This window comes from Bradyrhizobium sp. STM 3566 (assembly GCF_045571445.1).
GTDB lineage: Bacteria > Pseudomonadota > Alphaproteobacteria > Rhizobiales > Xanthobacteraceae > Bradyrhizobium > Bradyrhizobium vignae.
In genome coordinates, this window is record NZ_CP120692.1 from 2,530,708 (window position 1) to 2,547,659 (window position 16,952).

General features: G+C 63.1%; 13 protein-coding genes and 1 pseudogene. 10 read left to right on the forward strand and 4 right to left on the reverse strand.

Translation table 11 applies throughout. The features are described 5' to 3' along the window. Positions 1-21: 21 nt before the first annotated feature. Positions 22-315 carry a hypothetical protein gene (locus P6U27_RS11995; protein ID WP_129145983.1) on the reverse strand — a complete coding sequence of 98 codons (294 nt, stop codon included), beginning with the start codon at positions 313-315 and terminating at the stop codon, positions 22-24. Between the two features lie 561 nt (positions 316-876). Between P6U27_RS11995 and P6U27_RS12000 the strand changes: the two genes are divergently transcribed. The 6 genes from P6U27_RS12000 to P6U27_RS12025 all read left to right on the forward strand — a co-directional run bounded on the left by P6U27_RS12000 (position 877) and on the right by P6U27_RS12025 (position 6,748). Next, positions 877-2,055 carry an ABC transporter substrate-binding protein gene (locus P6U27_RS12000; protein WP_122402337.1) on the forward strand — a complete coding sequence of 393 codons (1,179 nt, stop codon included), beginning with the start codon at positions 877-879 and terminating at the stop codon, positions 2,053-2,055. A 187-nt stretch (positions 2,056-2,242) separates the two neighbouring features. Beyond that, complete coding sequence (locus P6U27_RS12005) at positions 2,243-3,112, forward strand: branched-chain amino acid ABC transporter permease (protein ID WP_407194095.1); 870 nt, start codon at positions 2,243-2,245, stop codon at positions 3,110-3,112. Between the two features lie 8 nt (positions 3,113-3,120). Further along, a complete protein-coding gene (locus P6U27_RS12010) occupies positions 3,121-4,149 on the forward strand; it encodes a branched-chain amino acid ABC transporter permease (protein WP_407194096.1) in 1,029 nt (342 codons plus the stop codon). Beyond that, on the forward strand, positions 4,146-4,901 hold the full coding sequence (locus tag P6U27_RS12015) for an ABC transporter ATP-binding protein (RefSeq protein WP_407119700.1): 756 nt from the start codon (positions 4,146-4,148) through the stop codon (positions 4,899-4,901). Before P6U27_RS12010 ends, P6U27_RS12015 begins: the two co-directional genes overlap by 4 nt. Beyond that, positions 4,894-5,610 (forward strand): ABC transporter ATP-binding protein, encoded by a 717-nt coding sequence (locus P6U27_RS12020; protein ID WP_407194097.1) that lies wholly within the window; start codon positions 4,894-4,896, stop codon positions 5,608-5,610. Before P6U27_RS12015 ends, P6U27_RS12020 begins: the two co-directional genes overlap by 8 nt. Before the next feature lie 19 nt (positions 5,611-5,629). After that, on the forward strand, positions 5,630-6,748 hold the full coding sequence (locus P6U27_RS12025) for a cobalamin-independent methionine synthase II family protein (RefSeq protein WP_407119698.1): 1,119 nt from the start codon (positions 5,630-5,632) through the stop codon (positions 6,746-6,748). A gap of 135 nt (positions 6,749-6,883) precedes the next feature. Here P6U27_RS12025 and P6U27_RS12030 read toward each other — a convergent pair whose 3' ends face one another. Both P6U27_RS12030 and P6U27_RS12035 read right to left on the reverse strand, forming a co-directional pair. Further along, positions 6,884-8,602 carry a caspase family protein gene (locus P6U27_RS12030; RefSeq protein WP_407194098.1) on the reverse strand — a complete coding sequence of 573 codons (1,719 nt, stop codon included), beginning with the start codon at positions 8,600-8,602 and terminating at the stop codon, positions 6,884-6,886. Positions 8,603-8,802: 200 nt separating this feature from the next. Further along, positions 8,803-9,765, reverse strand: coding sequence for an IS110 family transposase (locus P6U27_RS12035; RefSeq protein WP_244607735.1), 963 nt, complete (start codon positions 9,763-9,765; stop codon positions 8,803-8,805). Between the two features lie 319 nt (positions 9,766-10,084). Here P6U27_RS12035 and P6U27_RS12040 point away from each other — a divergent pair, with 319 nt between their 5' ends. From P6U27_RS12040 to ahcY, 3 genes are all read left to right on the forward strand, one after another. Next, positions 10,085-11,440 carry a hypothetical protein gene (locus P6U27_RS12040; RefSeq protein ID WP_122402344.1) on the forward strand — a complete coding sequence of 452 codons (1,356 nt, stop codon included), beginning with the start codon at positions 10,085-10,087 and terminating at the stop codon, positions 11,438-11,440. Between the two features lie 60 nt (positions 11,441-11,500). Next, on the forward strand, positions 11,501-12,697 hold the full coding sequence (gene metK / locus P6U27_RS12045; protein WP_122402345.1) for a methionine adenosyltransferase: 1,197 nt from the start codon (positions 11,501-11,503) through the stop codon (positions 12,695-12,697). 122 nt (positions 12,698-12,819) lie between these two features. Further along, complete coding sequence (gene ahcY, locus P6U27_RS12050) at positions 12,820-14,241, forward strand: adenosylhomocysteinase (RefSeq protein ID WP_122402346.1); 1,422 nt, start codon at positions 12,820-12,822, stop codon at positions 14,239-14,241. Between the two features lie 100 nt (positions 14,242-14,341). Here the strand turns inward: ahcY and P6U27_RS12055 are convergent, their stop codons facing one another. Further along, positions 14,342-15,511, reverse strand: a complete 1,170-nt coding sequence (locus P6U27_RS12055) for an IS481 family transposase (protein ID WP_407194099.1) — start codon at positions 15,509-15,511, stop codon at positions 14,342-14,344. A gap of 123 nt (positions 15,512-15,634) precedes the next feature. Between P6U27_RS12055 and P6U27_RS12060 the strand changes: the two are divergent. After that, positions 15,635-16,851, forward strand: a pseudogene (locus P6U27_RS12060) (flavin-containing monooxygenase). Positions 16,852-16,952: the final 101 nt, after the last annotated feature.

Here is a 16,952-nt window from a genome sequence, read left to right on the forward strand (position 1 = left end):
CCCCGGAATGACAGGTATCCATCAGCGCACCGCGCCAGCCGACGTCGTCCCCGTCGCCCCCTTCTGGGCCTGCTCTTCTTTCTCGCGATCGGCCGCCGGCATCAGCCGCTTGCGTTCGCGTTCCTTCATGTAGGCATCGTATTGCGGTGTGCCCGGTCGCGGCGGCGCATCGGCCGGCAGGCCGCCGGCCCATTGCGGGACGTAGTCGCCCATGCCGGCCGAGAGCTTCTCGTTGACCGTGCCGCAGCCTGCAAGGTTGGACGCGAGCAGGGCGACTGCAGCAGCGATCGAAAGCGAACAGGAACGCATGGACATCTTCTAGGTCGTGCCGATCGGGCGCGAATAAGGGGGGGCGCCGGATGGGCGTCAGCGGCGAACTATAACTTTCAATATGTAAAATTGGTTTATTCCAAGATTGGCGCCTCTGTATACAAAAAGGTATTATGGTGGGCATATTGCGGGCCTTGAAACGTTCAGTCTAGCTGATACGGTATACATCACGTATTCACTCGTGCTCATTCGGTGAGAGCCGCCGGATGTCTCGCCGCGAAGCACGTGAGATGTCCGGATTCTGCAAATGAGAGGCGGAATCTTCCATCAACGAGTTGCGCGGGGCTTCGTAAAATGGGGCATCACCCGACAAGGGCTTCTTCGTTGACAGGACCATGTTATTTGTACAAATGTACAAATCTCCTGCCGTCGTTGAGGCGGATCACGCGGCTTGCGCCGAATGGTCGCCCAACGTCCGATTGACAACGGGGTTGCAGAGGACGCCATGTGGCCGCGCGGCATGGCTTATCCGTGAGTCAAGCGCGGCAAGGACCGGGCACGCGGTCCGGCGCACAACAGGTCAGGAATGAAGGGGAGGGACATCCGATGTTCGAACGCAAGATTTTTCCACGAGCCGCAGCAGCGGCCGTCATCGCGGCCCTTGCGGCCGTCGCCTCCGCCAAGGCCGAGGACAGCATCAAGGTCGGCCTGATCCTGCCAATGACTGGCGGCCAGGCCTCGACCGGCAAGCAGATCGAGAACGCGATCAAGCTCTACATGCAGCAGAAGGGCGACACCGTCGCCGGCAAGAAGGTCGAGATCATCCTCAAGGACGATGCCGCGATTCCTGACAAGACCAAGACCGCCGCGCAGGAGTTGATCGTCAACGACAAGGTCAACTTCATCGCCGGCTTCGGCGTGACGCCGGCAGCCCTTGCCGCCGCGCCGCTGGCGACGCAGGCCAAGATCCCGGAAGTCGTAATGGCGGCCGGCACCTCCATCATCACGGAGCGCTCCCCCTACATCGTGCGCACCAGCTTCACGCTGGCGCAGTCCTCGACCATCATCGGCGACTGGGCCGTGAAGAACGGCATCAAGAAGGTGGCGACGCTGACCTCGGACTATGCGCCCGGCAATGACGCGCTGAACTTCTTCAAGCAGCATTTCACCGCCGGCGGCGGCGAGGTGGTCGAAGAGGTCAAGGTGCCCTTGCAAAATCCCGACTTCGCGCCGTTCCTCCAGCGCATGAAGGATGCCAAGCCCGACGCGATCTTCGTGTTCGTACCCGCGGGCCAGGGCGGCAACTTCATGAAGCAATATGCCGAGCGCGGCCTCGATAAGGCCGGCATCAAGGTGATCGGACCCGGCGACGTCACTGATGACGATTTGCTCAACAACATGGGTGATGCCGTGCTCGGCACGGTCACCGCGCACCTCTATTCCGCGGCGCATCCCTCGCAGATGAACAAGGATTTCGTCGCGGCCTACAAGAAGGCCTTCGGCAATCGTCCGGGCTTCATGGCCGTGAGCGGCTATGACGGCATCCACCTGATCTATGAGGCGCTGAAGAAGACGGGTGGCGACACCAACGGCGACAAGCTGATCGAGGCGATGAAGGGCCAGAAATGGGAGAGCCCGCGCGGCCCGATCTCGATCGACCCCGAGACCCGCGACATCGTGCAGAACATCTACATTCGCAAGGTCGAGAAGGTCGACGGCGAGCTCTACAATGTCGAGTTCGCGACCTTCGAGGCCGTCAAGGATCTCGGCAAGACCAAGAAGTGACGCGCTCTTCTAAACCTCTCCCGCTTGCGGGAGAGGTCGGCGCGCAGCGCCGGGTGAGGGTTCTCTCAATACGGGGATTGTCCCGTTGCGCAGATGCCCTCTCCCCAGCCCTCTCCCGCAAGCGGGAGAGGGAGCACAGTAGCCTACTCCGCTTGGCGTAATATTTTCTCGACAACGACTGTCATCGATGACCGCAATCCTCACCAACCTGTTCGATGGCGTTGCCTATGGCATGCTGTTGTTCGTGCTCGCATGCGGGCTCGCGGTCACGCTCGGCCTGATGAACTTCGTCAATCTTGCCCACGGCGCCTTCGCGATGGCCGGCGGCTATGTCTGCATGGTGCTGGTCAACCGGATGGGCTGGCCGTTCTTCGCCGCGCTGCCGCTCGCCTTCGTCTCGGCCGCCGCGATCGGCATCGTACTGGAGCGCTCACTCTACCGGCATCTCTATACCCGCAGCCATCTCGACCAGGTGCTGTTCACCATCGGCCTGACCTTCATGTCGGTGGCGGTGGTCGACTACATCCAGGGCTCCTCGCGCGTCTTCATCAATTTACCCGCCGCACTCCAGGGCCAGTTCGACGTGTTCGGCATCGGCATCGGCCGCTACCGGCTGATGATCATCGTGATCTGCGGCCTGCTCACCATCGGCCTGCAGATGGTGCTGGCCAAGACCCGCTTCGGCAGCCGTCTGCGCGCCGCGGTCGACGATCCCCGCGCCGCCAGCGGTCTCGGCATCAACGTGCCGCAAGTGTTCGCCTTCACCTTTGCGTTTGGTTGCGGGCTTGCCGGCCTCGGCGGCGCGTTGAGCGCCGAAATCCTCGGCCTCGACCCATATTTCCCGCTGAAGTTCATGATCTACTTCCTGATCGTGGTAACCGTCGGCGGCTCCTCCTCGATAACAGGCCCGTTCCTGGCGTCGCTGCTGCTCGGCATCGGCGACGTCGCCGGCAAATATTACGTGCCGAAGATGGGACCCTTCGTGATCTACACCATGATGATCGTGATTCTGATCTGGCGCCCGAACGGCCTGTTCGGCCGCACGGCCGCCCGTTGAGTTCGCCGATGACTGCTGCTTCCGACGTCGGGTACCACGCCCAGCGCCAGGCGCGCTGGCACTACGGCGAAGTCGCCTTCTGGCTCATCGTGCTGGCCTGTGGCTTTTTGTTTCCGTCGCGCTATCTGATCATGACCGACATCCTGCGCCTGGCGCTGTTTGCGATGTCGCTCGATCTGATCCTCGGCTATGCCGGCATCGTCTCGCTCGGCCATGCCGCCTTCTTCGGCGTCGGCGCCTATGCCGCGGGACTGCTTGCGCTGCACGGGATCATCAACGAGCCCGTGCTCGCGCTCGTCGTCGCGGGCCTTGCCGCGATGGTGCTCGGTTTCGGCACCAGCTTCCTGGTAATCCGCGGCGTCGACCTGACGCGTCTGATGGTGACGCTCGGCATTGCGCTGCTGCTGGAGGCGCTCGCCGAACGCTTCTCCAATGTCACCGGCGGCACCGATGGCCTGCAGGGCGTCGAGATGCAGCCGATTTTCGGCCAGATCCCGTTCGACATGTTCGGCAAGGCCGGCTTCTTCTATTCGCTGGCTGTGCTGTTCGTGCTGTTCCTGCTCGCCCGTCGTGTCGTCCATTCCCCGTTCGGCCTGTCGCTGCGCGCGATCAAGAACAATCCGTTGCGTGCCGCGGCCATCGGCATCCCCGTCAACCGCCGCCTGATCGCGATCTACACGCTGGCGGCGTTCTATGCCGGCATTGCGGGGGCGCTGTTCACCCAGACCACCGCGATCGCCTCGCTCGACGTGTTCGCTTTCGAGCGCTCGGCCGACCTGATGCTGGTGCTCGTCATCGGCGGCACCGGCTATCTCTATGGCGGGCTGATCGGTGCGGTGGTGTTCCGCATGCTGCAGGAATTGTTCTCGACGATCACCCCGCAATACTGGCAGTTCTGGATCGGCCTCGTGCTGGTCGTGATCGTGCTGGTCGGCCGCCAGCGCCTGCATCGCTGGGTGCTCTATGTGCCGAACCTGATCATCAGGCAGGTTGCGGGACGTAAAGCCGTCGTCGCCGTCCCGGAGAGCGACACATGACCATCGCGCTCGAAACCCGGAATCTCGAAAAACAGTTCGGCGGCCTGCGGGTCACCCGCGATCTCTCCCTGAAGGTCGAGCAGGGCGCCCGCCATGCGTTGATCGGCCCCAACGGCGCCGGCAAGACTACCGTGATCAACCAACTCACCGGTGTGCTGAAGCCGAACTCGGGCCGCATCCTGCTCGAAGGCCAGGACATCACCGATTTGCCCGTGCACAAGCGCGTGCTGCGCGGCCTGTCGCGCACCTTCCAGATCAACCAGCTCTATCCCGACCTGACCCCGCTCGAGACCATTGGTCTTGCGGTCTCAGAGCGCCTCGGCCATGGCGGCGACTGGTGGCGGCGGATGGGGACGCGCGGCGACGTCAACGGCGAGATCGCCGAGTTGCTCACGCGCTTCCATCTGCTCGACGTCATGAACGAGCAGACCGTGACGCTTCCTTACGGCAAGCAGCGCCTGCTCGAGATTGCCGTCGCCATTGCTGCCAAGCCACGCGTGCTGCTGCTCGACGAGCCCGCCGCCGGCGTGCCCGAGAGCGAGCGCCACGACATTCTCGCCGTCGTCGGCGCGCTGCCGCGCGAGGTCACCGTGCTCTTGATCGAGCACGACATGGACCTCGTGTTCTCCTTCGCCGATCGCATCTCGGTGCTGGTCTCGGGCGCGCTGCTGACCGAAGGCCCTCCCGAGCAGGTCGCGCGCGATCCGCAAGTGAAGGCCGTCTATCTCGGCGAGGAGGCTGTCAATGTCTGACCTGCTCGCGATCGATTCACTTCGCGCCGGCTACGGCGAGGCCGTGGTGCTGCCGAAGATGACGCTCCGCCTCGCGCAGGGGCAAGTGCTCGCGCTGCTCGGGCGCAACGGCACCGGCAAGACCACGCTGATCAACTCCATCGTCGGCGTCACCCGCCGCTTCGCAGGCAGCATCACGCTCGCCGGCACCGACGTCACGGCCATGCGGCCCGACCAGCGGGCGCGCGCCGGCATCGGTTGGGTGCCGCAGGAGCGCAACATCTTCCGCTCGCTCACGGTGGAAGAGAACATGACCGCGGTGGCGCAACCCGGTCCCTGGACGGTGGAGAAGGTCTACGAGATGTTTCCGCGGCTGAAGGAGCGGCGGAGCAACTTTGGCAACCAGCTGTCCGGCGGCGAGCAACAAATGCTGGCGATCGGCCGCGCGCTCACCCTCAACCCGAAGGTCCTGCTGCTGGACGAGCCCACCGAAGGCCTCGCCCCCATCATCGTCGATGAGCTTCTGAAGGCGATCGGGACCATCACCCGGGCAGGAGGCATCTGCTCGATCATCGTCGAGCAGAATGCCCAAAAGATTCTGGGGCTCGCGGACCGCGTTGTGATATTGGAGCGCGGAACGATCGTCCACGACGCTCCGAGCGCTGCCCTGAAGGCCGACGCCTCGGTCCTGGAGCGCCATCTCGGAGTGGCAGGGGCGGCGGCACACTAAAATTTGCAGGGAGTAATACATGCAGCGAACCAAAGCCCCCTTCCGTGCCGACGAGGTCGGCAGCCTTTTGCGCCCCGCCAAGATCAAGGAAGCCCGTGCAAAACTGGAGAAGGGCGAGATCTCGGCTGACGATCTGCGCAAGATCGAGGACTTGGAGATCGAGAAGGTCGTGCACAAGCAGGCCTCGATTGGGCTCAAGCTCGCGACGGACGGCGAATTCCGCCGCTCCTGGTGGCATTTCGACTTCCTGGCCAAGCTCACCGGCTGCGAGCTGTTCCACCCCGACACCGGCATCCAGTTCACGGGCGTGCAGACCCGTCACGATGCGGTCCGCGTCATCGGCAAGCTCGACTTCCCCGATGACCACCCGATGCTGGATCACTTCCGCTTCCTGAAGAAGGTCGCCGACCAGGCCCACGTCACCGCCAAGATGACGATCCCGTCACCGGCCGTGCTGCACTTCCGCGGCGGCCGGAAGTCGATCTCGAAGGACGTCTATCCCGACCTCGATGCCTTCTACGAAGATCTCGGTAGGACCTACCGCAAAGCGGTGAAGGCGTTCTACGACGCCGGCTGTCGCTATCTACAGTTCGACGACACCGTCTGGGCCTATCTCTGCTCGCAGGATGAATTGCAGAAGGCGCGCGAGCGCGGCGACAATCCGGACGGCCTGCAGCAGATCTATGCCCGCATCATCAACTACGCCCTGGCGGAGAAGCCCGCCGACATGGTGGTGACGACGCACGTCTGCCGCGGCAATTTCCGCTCGACCTGGATCTCCTCGGGCGGCTACGAGCCGGTGGCCGAGACCCTGCTCGCCGGCACCAATTACGACGGCTACTTCCTGGAGTACGACAGCGACCGAGCCGGCGGTTTCGAACCGCTGCGCTTCCTGCCCAAGGGCAACAAGGTCGTCGTGGTCGGCGTCATCACTTCGAAGTTCGGTGAGCTCGAGAAGAAGGACGACATCAAGCGCCGCCTGCAAGAAGCCGCCAAGTTCGCTCCCTTGGAGCAGCTCGCATTGTCCCCGCAATGCGGCTTCGCCTCGACCGAGGAGGGCAACATCCTCTCCGAGGAGGAGCAGTGGGCCAAGCTGAGCTTGGCGGTGGAAATCGCCAAGGAAGTGTGGGGTAACTAGGCCCCGCCGCCGACCTCGCTTGTGTCCCGGACGCGCTGCAACGCTCTTGCGTTGCTGCGCAGAGCCGCGATCCAGAACGCAACGAGCAGCGCACCGCTGAAGAAGCGCTGCGCTGCGTCTGGGCACGAGGCCATCTCACTTCTCCGCCAGATAGACCTCGCCCAGCAACGACGAATTCGACCACGGCACCTGCTTGTTCTTCGTGGTCGAGACCACCTCGGCCCGCACCCGCGTCAGCATCTGCTGCACCTCCAGCCCGGGGGTGCCGATATGACGCGAGAGGGCGGCGGAGAACGGCGAGTTGGCGCCTTCGCCGTCGAGCGCGACCTGGCCCGGCGCGGTCGCGAATGCGATCAGCGTGCCGGCCCCTAAAGTCGCACCGGTGCCGAGACTCGTTGGCGCGGCGAGGCCCGAGGCGCCCTCGATGCCGCGAGTATTTCCGGCAGCTGCGACCTGCTGCGCCATCGGGTTGTTGCGGCAGGCATCGAAGATCAGAATGTTGGTGCGGACCTGGTCGTCGAGGCCGGCCATGATCGTGTCCATGTCGATCATCGCCTCCGTCATGTTCGCGCCCGGTTTGAGCGCGACGTCGACGGGAATGAGATAGTTGCGGCCGTCGACCTGCACGCCATGGCCGGCATAATAGACCACCGCCACCTGCGCCCGCGCCGCCTCGCGCAGAAAGTCGCGCGTCATCTTCTGCATCGCGGCGCGATCGAGATCGACGCCCTCGGACACGCCGAAGCCGATGTCGCGCAGGCTCTTCGCGACCGCACGCGCGTCGTTGGGCGGATTGGGCAGCGCCTTGACGTGCGCATAGGCGCCGTTGCCGATGATCAGCGCCATGCGTGCACCGCGGACGGCCGGAGCTGGCGACGGAATCGGTGCTGAGCCGGTCTGCAGCGGGGTAGGGGATGTCGCCGGCTGCGTCGCAGGGGAGGGCGTATCGCGCCGGATCGGCGCGGCGGCGTCCGTCACCAGCGCCAGCCGAACCTTTGCTGTTGCCTGGCTAGCCTTGCTGCCGGCATCGGACGCAACGATAGCCAGCGTCGCCTTGTAGTCGTCGCGCGCGCGTGCGTAGTCGCCTTTGGCCTCATAGGCCAGCGCGCGATGGGTGTAGCCCGATATCAGCACGCTGTTCGGCGGCGTCATGATGTTGACCGGCGGCTTCTCCTTGGCGAGCTGGATCGCTTCGCTGCCGTCGGCGATGGCGCGATCGAAATCGCCCTTGGCCCGCCAGATCGAGGTACGGGTGATCAGCGGCTGCGGCAGCGAGGGATCAAGCCGGATCGCCTGGTTGACGTCGGCGAGTGCACCGTCGAGATCGCCGAGGGCTTCCTTCGAGATGCCTCGGTTCTGGAACGAGAACGCCGATCTCGGATCTGACTTGATCGCCATGTCGTAGTCGGCGATCGCCTTGGTGTAGTCGCGCTTGCCCCGCCAGGCGTTGCCGCGATTGTGGAAGATGATGCCGCTGGGCGGGCCGAGCTTCAGCGCGTCGTCGAAATCGGCGATCGCGATTTCGTAGTCGCCCTTGTCGAAATAGGCAGATCCCCTGAGGTTGTAGACAGCCTGGCTCGGCTTGAGCCGGATGGCTTCCGTGGTATCAGCGATGACCTTTGCGTAGTCGCCCTTCTTATTCCAGCCCACCGCACGCCAGAAATAGACGGTGGCGAGTTGTTCACCCTTGAAGACCTTCAGCGCGATGATCTTGGTGCAGGCGTCGACCATCTGGTCCGCCGGCGTGGTCTCGGTAGTGCAGAGCGGGCCGAGCTGACTACGCGCCTGTCCGAAGGCGGGCAGGGCTCCCGGCGCGACGGTGAGCAGGCAGAGTGCGACGAGCAGACGGCGCATGGCGATGGTCCCGTGAGGAGAAGCGCTTGTTTGTTGCCCAAGAGCAACTGTGGCGAAGTAGCCCGGCGATCGGCCGGCCTCAAGGCTGGCGCTGGCGCGCCCCCGCCTGCGGCGGCTGACGGCCTTGACCCCGTCCGCTCACCGGTCTGTTGGCTTTGCATGCGCTCGGCCGAGGTCCGAGCGCGAGATAGGCGCGCTCGTCAGGCCACCCTGTATTTCTTCGGATCCCACGTCTCGCCGCGCGCGATCATGGTGTTGAGGATGATGATCAGCTTGCGCATACAGGCGACGATCGCGACCTTTGGCGGCTTGCCCTTGGCAATCAGCCGTTCGTAGAAGGCCTTGAACACCGGATTGTTCAGCGTTGCGGCACCGACACAGGGCATGTAGAGGGCATTTCGCACCCAGCGGCGGCCACCCTTGATGCAGCGTTCACCTCGACGTTTGCCGCTATCATCGTCATAAGGAGCAACGCCCATCAACGCGGCGGCAACTTCGTCGCTCACCTGCCCCAGCTCCGGTAGTCCTCCAAGCAGCGCCATTGCGGTCCCCTCAGCAAAGCCTGGTACGCTCTGGATGATCTCGGCGCGTTTGGCAAAGTCCGGCGTTGTCTTGATCGTCGCCGCGATCGCGGTCTCGAGCGCGGCGATTTCGTCAGCCAGCTTCTTAAGAAGACGCGCGCGAGCCTTCTGAACAAGGGCCGGCGCCTCATGCTCCTTCTGCATTTCCAGGCGAGCCCTGACGTCAAGCAGGCCTTGGCGTCCCTTCACCAGTGCCTTCATCTCCTCGTGAGCGGGATTGTCGACTTGGCTGGGAGCCTCGCCGAATGTCTCGGCGAACCAGGAGATCATCTCCGCGTCGATCTTGTCATTTTTCGCAAGGCGTCCCGCCGATTCCGCAAAGTGGCGAACCCGTTTGGGATCGACGATCCGTACTTCCAGCCCTGCTTGGCGCAACGCCTTGGCCCATACCCGCTCGTAGCCGCCGCTTGCCTCCATCACTGCCTTGCCGACCTGATGCTTGCGAAGCCATGCAATCAAGCTCCGTCGCCCCGCCGCGGTTGTTGGGCAAGTCTTCCGCTCCGTTACGGTCCGAATGCACGCATCAATCTTGTCTTTAGCGACATCGATGCCGACGACAACCAGATCGTCTTGTGTCATCATCCACTCCCTTCCTTGCCTGGTACGGGCTCGCAGCCCTTGCAACTGTTCGGGTTCAGGAAGACACCGGAGCTGTCCCTTGCTCTTTAGCAGGCTCTGTCGCCTTTGGGCGCAACGGGCTCAGTTCCGGCAACGGGCGGTTCTGATCCAACCGCCCGTTGCCACATTCTGGCAGATTTCGGGGACACAAGGGCGTAGGGGTTCACCGCTCCGCCCGCCCTGGCTTGCCCAGGGAAACGCGGCGCCTCGATCCGCTATTCCCTGAGTGGGCAGAATTTGCTAAGAGGTGGGACCCAACCCAGCTGCCCACCGCTTCCCACTTATGAAGAACGACGAAATCCTGAGCCAGATCACCGAGTTCTGCCGCAAGGCTGACATGGCAGAATCGACCTTCGGCCGGCGCGCGGTGAACGATGGGAAGCTGGTGCATCGCCTGCGCGAAGGAAAGCGCATCACCATCGACACGCTGGAGCGGATCCAGGCCTATATGGCCGCATCGATGGCCGGCGGCGTGCCGCCGCCGCGGGGACTTCAGGTGCCGCCGGAAAAGCGCGATCCGCGCGGCAATTTCCGCTTCTTCGAGAACCGTCAGAAATATCTGCTGTTCGTTCACACCTGTAGCGAAAAGCGGGTGATCGCGGACCGGGTTGCGTTGGAGCTTTCATCCATCCACCCGCGCCCGCCGGCCCTGCGTTTGTTCGACGCGGGTGTCGGCGACGGCACGGTGCTGGCGCGGGTGCTGCGCGCAACGCACCAGCGTTTTCCACACATGCCGTTCTATGTCGCCGGCAAGGAGCTCAGCCTGGAGGATCTGCGGCTGACGCTGGAGAAGGTGCCGGACCGCATTTTCGAGCATCCGGCGTCGGTGTTCGTCTTCACCAACATGTTTTACGCGGAGGCGCCATGGCTCACCCCTGCATCGCCTGCGGCGGCGGCTGCCACCGTCTGGCACGAGGTGCCGCTGCGCGGCGCTTCGTCGGGCGAATTCGAGCAGCAGATCGTGGAGCTGAGGCCGTTCTTGGAGCAGAACTGGCGCGCTGCGATAAGCCCACGCACGGCTATGCCGCTCTACGAGCGGCCCGTCGTCCTCGTGCTCTATCGCGAGGACCACAGATTCCTGTTGGATTCGACCATTCCGCGGCCGGGCCAGGCCGAAGCCAATTTCGACCTCGTCATCGCGTCCCAGCCCTATCGGGCCCTGTCCTCGGTCAATTTCCGGGCCAAGCGGATCATTGCACCCCTGGCGCGGGCGCTTCGGCCGGGCGGCAGGCTGATCGGAATCCACTCCCACGGCCATGATCCCGGTATGGAAATGATCCAGGCGATCTGGCCCGGAGAAAATCCTTTCTCGGTCAGCCGCCATGAGCTACTGCGTGCAGTTAAGTATGAACTTGGATCGGTGGGCCGCGACTTAAATTTTAATGCCTATGCGGATAACCGTTCGATCTTCAGGTATGATATGGAAGCGCTGCCCAACGAGGTCACCGGCACCATCGGAACCTCTACGGCCTTTGCAGCGTGGAATGCGGCGGTGTATGTCGCTCAGATTGAGGACGACCGGTTGACGGAAATGACTCAAAACGGCCGCACTCTGGATGCCGCCAGGGACGTGCTGCGAAAGTACAATGGGCTCTGGTTTCTCGACGAATCCTACGTCATCTCGCGTCGGCGTGATTGACATCATCAAAAGTAAACATCGCAAAAGCCCGCCGGCTAGCGGCGGAACAAGGGGTTACTGATGCGCGCGTCCTATCTCTTCACCAGCGAGTCCGTGTCCGAGGGCCATCCGGACAAGGTCTGTGACCGGATCTCCGATGAGATCGTCGACCTGTTCTATCGTGAAGGGCCGAAGGCGGGCATCGATCCTTGGGCCATCCGCGCCGCCTGCGAGACGCTGGCGACCACCAATAAGGTGGTGATCGCCGGTGAGACCCGCGGTCCGAAATCGGTGACCAACGAGCAGATCGAGAGCGTCGTCCGCGGCGCGATCAAGGACATTGGCTACGAGCAGGAGGGCTTCCACTGGAAGACCTGCGATATCGAGATCCTGCTGCATCCGCAGTCGGCGGACATCGCCCAGGGCGTCGACGCACTTCAGCCGGGCGAGGTCAAGGAAGAAGGCGCAGGCGACCAGGGCATCATGTTCGGTTACGCCACCAATGAGACGCCGGATTTGATGCCTGCGCCGATCTTCTACGCTCACAAGATCCTGCGGCTGATCTCCGAAGCCCGACACTCCGGCAAGGAGAAGGTGCTCGGTCCGGATTCCAAGAGCCAGGTCACTGTGCAGTACGAGAACGGCAAGCCGGTCGGCGTGCGCGAGATCGTGGTGTCGCACCAGCATCTGATCGAGGACCTCACCTCCAAGCAGGTGCGCGACATCGTCGAGCCCTATGTGCGCGAGGCGCTGCCGAAGGACTGGATCACGCCGAAGACGATCTGGCACATCAACCCGACCGGCAAGTTCTACATCGGTGGTCCCGATGGCGATTCCGGCCTGACCGGCCGCAAGATCATCGTCGATACCTATGGCGGCGCGGCCCCGCATGGCGGCGGCGCGTTCTCCGGCAAGGATCCGACCAAGGTCGACCGCTCTGCGGCCTATGCCGCGCGCTACGTCGCCAAGAACATCGTCGCGGCCGGTCTTGCCGACCGCTGCACGCTCCAGCTCGCTTACGCCATCGGTGTGGCACGTCCGCTGTCGATCTACATCGACACGCACGGCACCGGTAAGGTGTCGGAAGACCAGCTCGAGAAGGCCGCCGCCAAGGCGATGGATCTGACGCCCCGCGGCATCCGCACCCATCTCGACCTCAACCGACCGATCTACGCGCGCACCGCAGCCTACGGTCATTTCGGCCGCACGCCCGACAACGAGGGCGGCTTCTCCTGGGAGAAGACCGATCTCGTCGAGCAGCTCAAGCGCGCGCTCTAGTTTTCTTGCGTCATTCCGGGGCGCCGCCACGGCGGCGAACCCGGAATCTTGATCCTCCAGATTCCGGGTTCGCTCGTTTTACGAGCGCCCCGGAATGACGAGCCAACAAACAGGAACCCCCTATGAACGCGAAGCCCGGCTTCACCGATTACATCGTCAAGGACATCTCGCTCGCCGATTTCGGCCGCAAGGAAATCTCGCTCGCCGAGACCGAAATGCCCGGTCTGATGGCCACCCGCGAGGAGTTCGGCCCGAAGCAGCCGCTGAAGGGCGCGCGCATCGCCGGCTCCCTGCACATGACGATCCAGACCGCGGTGCTGATCGAGACGCTCGCAGCCCTCGGCGCCGACATCCGCTGGGTCTCCTGCAACATCTATTCGACCCAGGACCACGCTGCGGCCGCGATCGCCGCCGCCGGCATTCCCGTCTTCGCCGTCAAGGGCGAGACGCTCACGGAATACTGGGACTACACCGCGAAGCTGTTCGACTGGCATGGCGGCGGCACGCCGAACATGATCCTCGATGACGGCGGCGACGCCACCATGCTGGTGCATGCCGGCGTCCGTGCCGAAAACGGCGACACCGCGTTCCTCGACAAGCCAGCTTCCGAGGAAGAGGAGATCTTCTACGCGCTGATCAAGCGCCTGCTGAAGGAGAAGCCGAAGGGCTATTTCGGCGAGATCGCCAAGAACATCAAGGGCGTCTCGGAAGAGACCACCACGGGTGTGCATCGCCTCTACGAGATGGCCAATAAGGGCACGCTGCTGTTCCCCGCCATCAACGTCAACGACAGCGTCACCAAGTCGAAGTTCGACAACCTCTATGGCTGCCGGGAATCGCTGGTCGACGGCATTCGTCGCGGTACCGACGTGATGCTGTCGGGCAAGGTCGCGATGGTCGCGGGCTTCGGCGACGTCGGTAAGGGCTCGGCGGCCTCGCTGCGCCAGGCGGGTTGCCGCGTGATGGTCTCCGAAGTCGATCCGATCTGCGCGCTGCAGGCCGCGATGGAAGGCTATGAGGTCGTGACAATGGAAGACGCCGCGCCCCGCGCCGACATCTTCGTCACCGCGACCGGCAACAAGGACATCATCACCATCGAGCACATGCGTGCGATGAAGGATCGCGCCATCGTGTGCAACATCGGCCACTTCGATAACGAGATCCAGATCGCGGCGCTCCGCAATCTGAAGTGGACCAACATCAAGCCGCAGGTCGACGAGATCGAGTTCCCCGACAAGCACCGCATCATCATGCTGTCGGAAGGCCGTCTCGTGAACCTCGGCAACGCGATGGGCCATCCGTCCTTCGTGATGTCGGCATCCTTCACCAACCAGACGCTGGCGCAGATCGAGCTGTTCGCCAACAACAAGGACGGCAAATATCAGAAGAAGGTCTACGTGCTGCCCAAGACCCTCGACGAAAAGGTCGCCCGCCTGCACCTCGCCAAGATCGGCGTCAAGCTCACCGAGCTCCGCAAGGACCAGGCCGACTACATCGGCGTGAAGGTGGAAGGTCCGTACAAGTCGGACCACTACCGGTACTGATTTTCGGCTAAGGGCAGGCTACGGACGTTGCGAGTTTCTGCTCGCAACGAGATTGACAGGGCCCCGCCACAACCCCCACTGTCATCGCCCGGCTTGATGTTCAGCCCGGGGACATGACCGACGGGTGTTCGGGGACATAGCCGACACATTCTCCGCTCGCCAAGTCGATGATAGCGACTTGGTGGGCGGCAAAGAAGATCCCGTATTGCGCATCGTTTGCCGAGGGGCGGATGGCGAGGCGCTCGCCACGGAAGGCCTGTGGCACTTTCCAAAGACGTCCCTTGAAGCTGACATAGGCTTTGGTCGTGGAGACGCGGCGCACGATCTCATGGCTGTCGTATTCGACCTGTGGCAATCGATCGGGCATTGGTCGCTGGCTGGGCCGATATCGACTGGCCGGGACCTGTTGTCCGAGCGCCTCGTGTGGCCGTTCGAAGTTGTAGACTTCCCGCCAGGCGTCGAAGGCACGCTGCGTCTCTGCGAGATCGCGGAACTGTCGCAGTGCGAACACCTCAGCCGCGAGGGTGCGGTGGAATCGTTCATTCTTGCCGCGGCTTTGCGGGTGATATGGGCGGCTGTGGATGACGGCGACGCCAAGCTTGAGCAGCCACACCGAGAACCGTGTCCATCGCTCGCCGGAAGGATCACCCCAGGGCGAACCATTGTCGACGAAGAAAGCCTCCGGGAGCCCGTAGTGGCGAAAGGTCTTCTCCAAGCGGCTGCGCACGGTATCTGTGCGTTGATCGGCACAGGCCTGCACGCACAGATCATAGCGGGAGTGGTCATCCACCACCGTCAGAGGATGGCACTGGGTATCATTGCCGAGCCGAACCCAGCCTTTGAAGTCCATCTGCCACAACAGATTGGGGGCCGGCATCTCGAAACGCTGGCTTGCCGTCGGGCCGCCGATCGGAGGCTTGATGCGGCCAGACCGACGCAAGATCTGATGAACTGTTGAGACTGCTGGCGAACGCAAGCCATTGCGCTCCAGGCAGTGAGCTATCTTGCGAGCTCCCCATGCCGGATGGGCATCGCGTACCGCGAGAATACGTGCCTCAAGCTCGCAATCGGTCTGTCCCGGGCTCGCATGCGGTCGGCGCGAGCGGTCGTCGACATTCTGATCCGCTTGCCATCGTGCAAGCCATTTGTAGCCCGTGTCGGGATGGATATTGAACCGCCGGCAGAGCTCCCGCCGGTTCGCTCCCTCCTGCATCGCAAGCCGCACGAACTCCCGCCGCTGATCCATCACCGACACCTCTCGCCAGGGCATGGACTTGGCCTCCTTTACTGCCAAATCCCTGCACTATGATGTGTCGGCTATGTCCCCGAACACCCGTCGGTCATGTCCCCGGGCTGAACATCCAGCCGGGGCATGACGACGGCGGGAGAGACGATGTCTCAAGAACATTTCGACGTGCTGATCGTCGGTGCCGGCCTGTCCGGCATCGGCGCGGGTATCATTTACAGACCAAATGCCCGGCCAAGAGCTACGTCATCCTGGAGGGACGGGACTGCATCGGCGGCACCTGGGACCTGTTCCGCTATCCCGGTATTCGCTCCGACAGCGACATGTTCACGCTGGGCTATTCCTTCAAGCCGTGGACCGACCCGAAGGCGATCGCCGACGGGCCGCAAATCCTGAACTATGTGCGCGAGACCGCGGTCGAGAACGGCATCGACAAGCACATCCGGTATCTTCATCGCGTCAAGCGCGCGGCGTGGTCGACACCAGACGCGCGCTGGACGGTGGAAGCTGAGCGCATCTCGGGCGAGGGCGCGACCGAGCTCGTGCGCTTCACTTGCAATTTCCTATTCATGTGCTCGGGCTATTATAAATACGAGGCGGGCTATACGCCGGAGTTCAAGGGCGTGGCGGATTTCGCCGGCCGCATTGTGCATCCGCAGAAATGGACCGAGGATATCGATTACGCGGGTAAGCGCGTCGTCGTGATCGGCTCGGGCGCCACAGCGGTGACGCTGGTGCCGGAGCTCGCCAAGAAGGCGGCGCAGGTCACCATGCTGCAGCGCTCGCCGACCTATGTGGTGTCGCGTCCGGCCCAGGATCCCGTTGCCAACAAATTGCGACGCAATCTCCCGACGCGCCTTGCTTATCATCTGATCCGCTGGCGCAACGTGATGTGGGGGATGTTCTTCTTCCAGCTCAGCCGGCGCCGACCTGCCAAGGTGAAGGACCTCATCCTCAAGGGCGTGAGAATCGCGCTGGGCCCCGACTACGATGTCGCCACCCATTTTACGCCACGCTACAATCCCTGGGACCAGCGGCTCTGCCTCGTGCCGAACATGGCCTCTGCCTTCGGCTACACCAATGCGTCCTGGACCCTGAAATGCGATCTCACCTGCGAATATGTCTGCCGGCTCATCAACTATATGGACCGGCACAATTTCCGGCAATGCATGCCGCACAATGACGATCCAACCATCACCGCGCAGCCCTCGCTCGATTTCACCTCTGGCTATGTGCAGCGCTCGATCGCCAAGATGCCGAAGCAAGGCTCGAAGCGGCCGTGGCGGCTCTACCAAAATTACGCGCTCGACATCCTCTCCTTGCGCTTCGGCCGGATCGACGACGGCGTGATGAGGTATTCCTGATCTCCGTATATTGAGGAACCCGCCGATCGCTTGAGGCGAACGGCGACTTGAAGTAGTATTGCTGCGTCGCATGCAATTTACTTCCGACAGCGCCTGAGTTC

What these genes read in the sequence shown, in the direction of transcription:
- P6U27_RS12000 (WP_122402337.1), top strand. Translation starts at nt 877, where the DNA reads ATGTTCGAACGCAAGATTTTTCCACGAGCCGCAGCAGCGGCCGTCATC.
- P6U27_RS12025 (WP_407119698.1), top strand. Translation starts at nt 5,630, where the DNA reads ATGCAGCGAACCAAAGCCCCCTTCCGTGCCGACGAGGTCGGCAGCCTT.
- ahcY (WP_122402346.1), top strand. Translation starts at nt 12,820, where the DNA reads ATGAACGCGAAGCCCGGCTTCACCGATTACATCGTCAAGGACATCTCG.
- P6U27_RS12030 (WP_407194098.1), bottom strand. Translation starts at nt 8,602, where the DNA reads ATGCGCCGTCTGCTCGTCGCACTCTGCCTGCTCACCGTCGCGCCGGGA.
- P6U27_RS12035 (WP_244607735.1), bottom strand. Translation starts at nt 9,765, where the DNA reads ATGATGACACAAGACGATCTGGTTGTCGTCGGCATCGATGTCGCTAAA.
- P6U27_RS11995 (WP_129145983.1), bottom strand. Translation starts at nt 315, where the DNA reads ATGTCCATGCGTTCCTGTTCGCTTTCGATCGCTGCTGCAGTCGCCCTG.
- P6U27_RS12015 (WP_407119700.1), top strand. Translation starts at nt 4,146, where the DNA reads ATGACCATCGCGCTCGAAACCCGGAATCTCGAAAAACAGTTCGGCGGC.
- P6U27_RS12040 (WP_122402344.1), top strand. Translation starts at nt 10,085, where the DNA reads ATGAAGAACGACGAAATCCTGAGCCAGATCACCGAGTTCTGCCGCAAG.
- P6U27_RS12010 (WP_407194096.1), top strand. Translation starts at nt 3,121, where the DNA reads ATGACTGCTGCTTCCGACGTCGGGTACCACGCCCAGCGCCAGGCGCGC.
- P6U27_RS12005 (WP_407194095.1), top strand. Translation starts at nt 2,243, where the DNA reads ATGACCGCAATCCTCACCAACCTGTTCGATGGCGTTGCCTATGGCATG.
- metK (WP_122402345.1), top strand. Translation starts at nt 11,501, where the DNA reads ATGCGCGCGTCCTATCTCTTCACCAGCGAGTCCGTGTCCGAGGGCCAT.
- P6U27_RS12020 (WP_407194097.1), top strand. Translation starts at nt 4,894, where the DNA reads ATGTCTGACCTGCTCGCGATCGATTCACTTCGCGCCGGCTACGGCGAG.
- P6U27_RS12055 (WP_407194099.1), bottom strand. Translation starts at nt 15,511, where the DNA reads ATGCCCTGGCGAGAGGTGTCGGTGATGGATCAGCGGCGGGAGTTCGTG.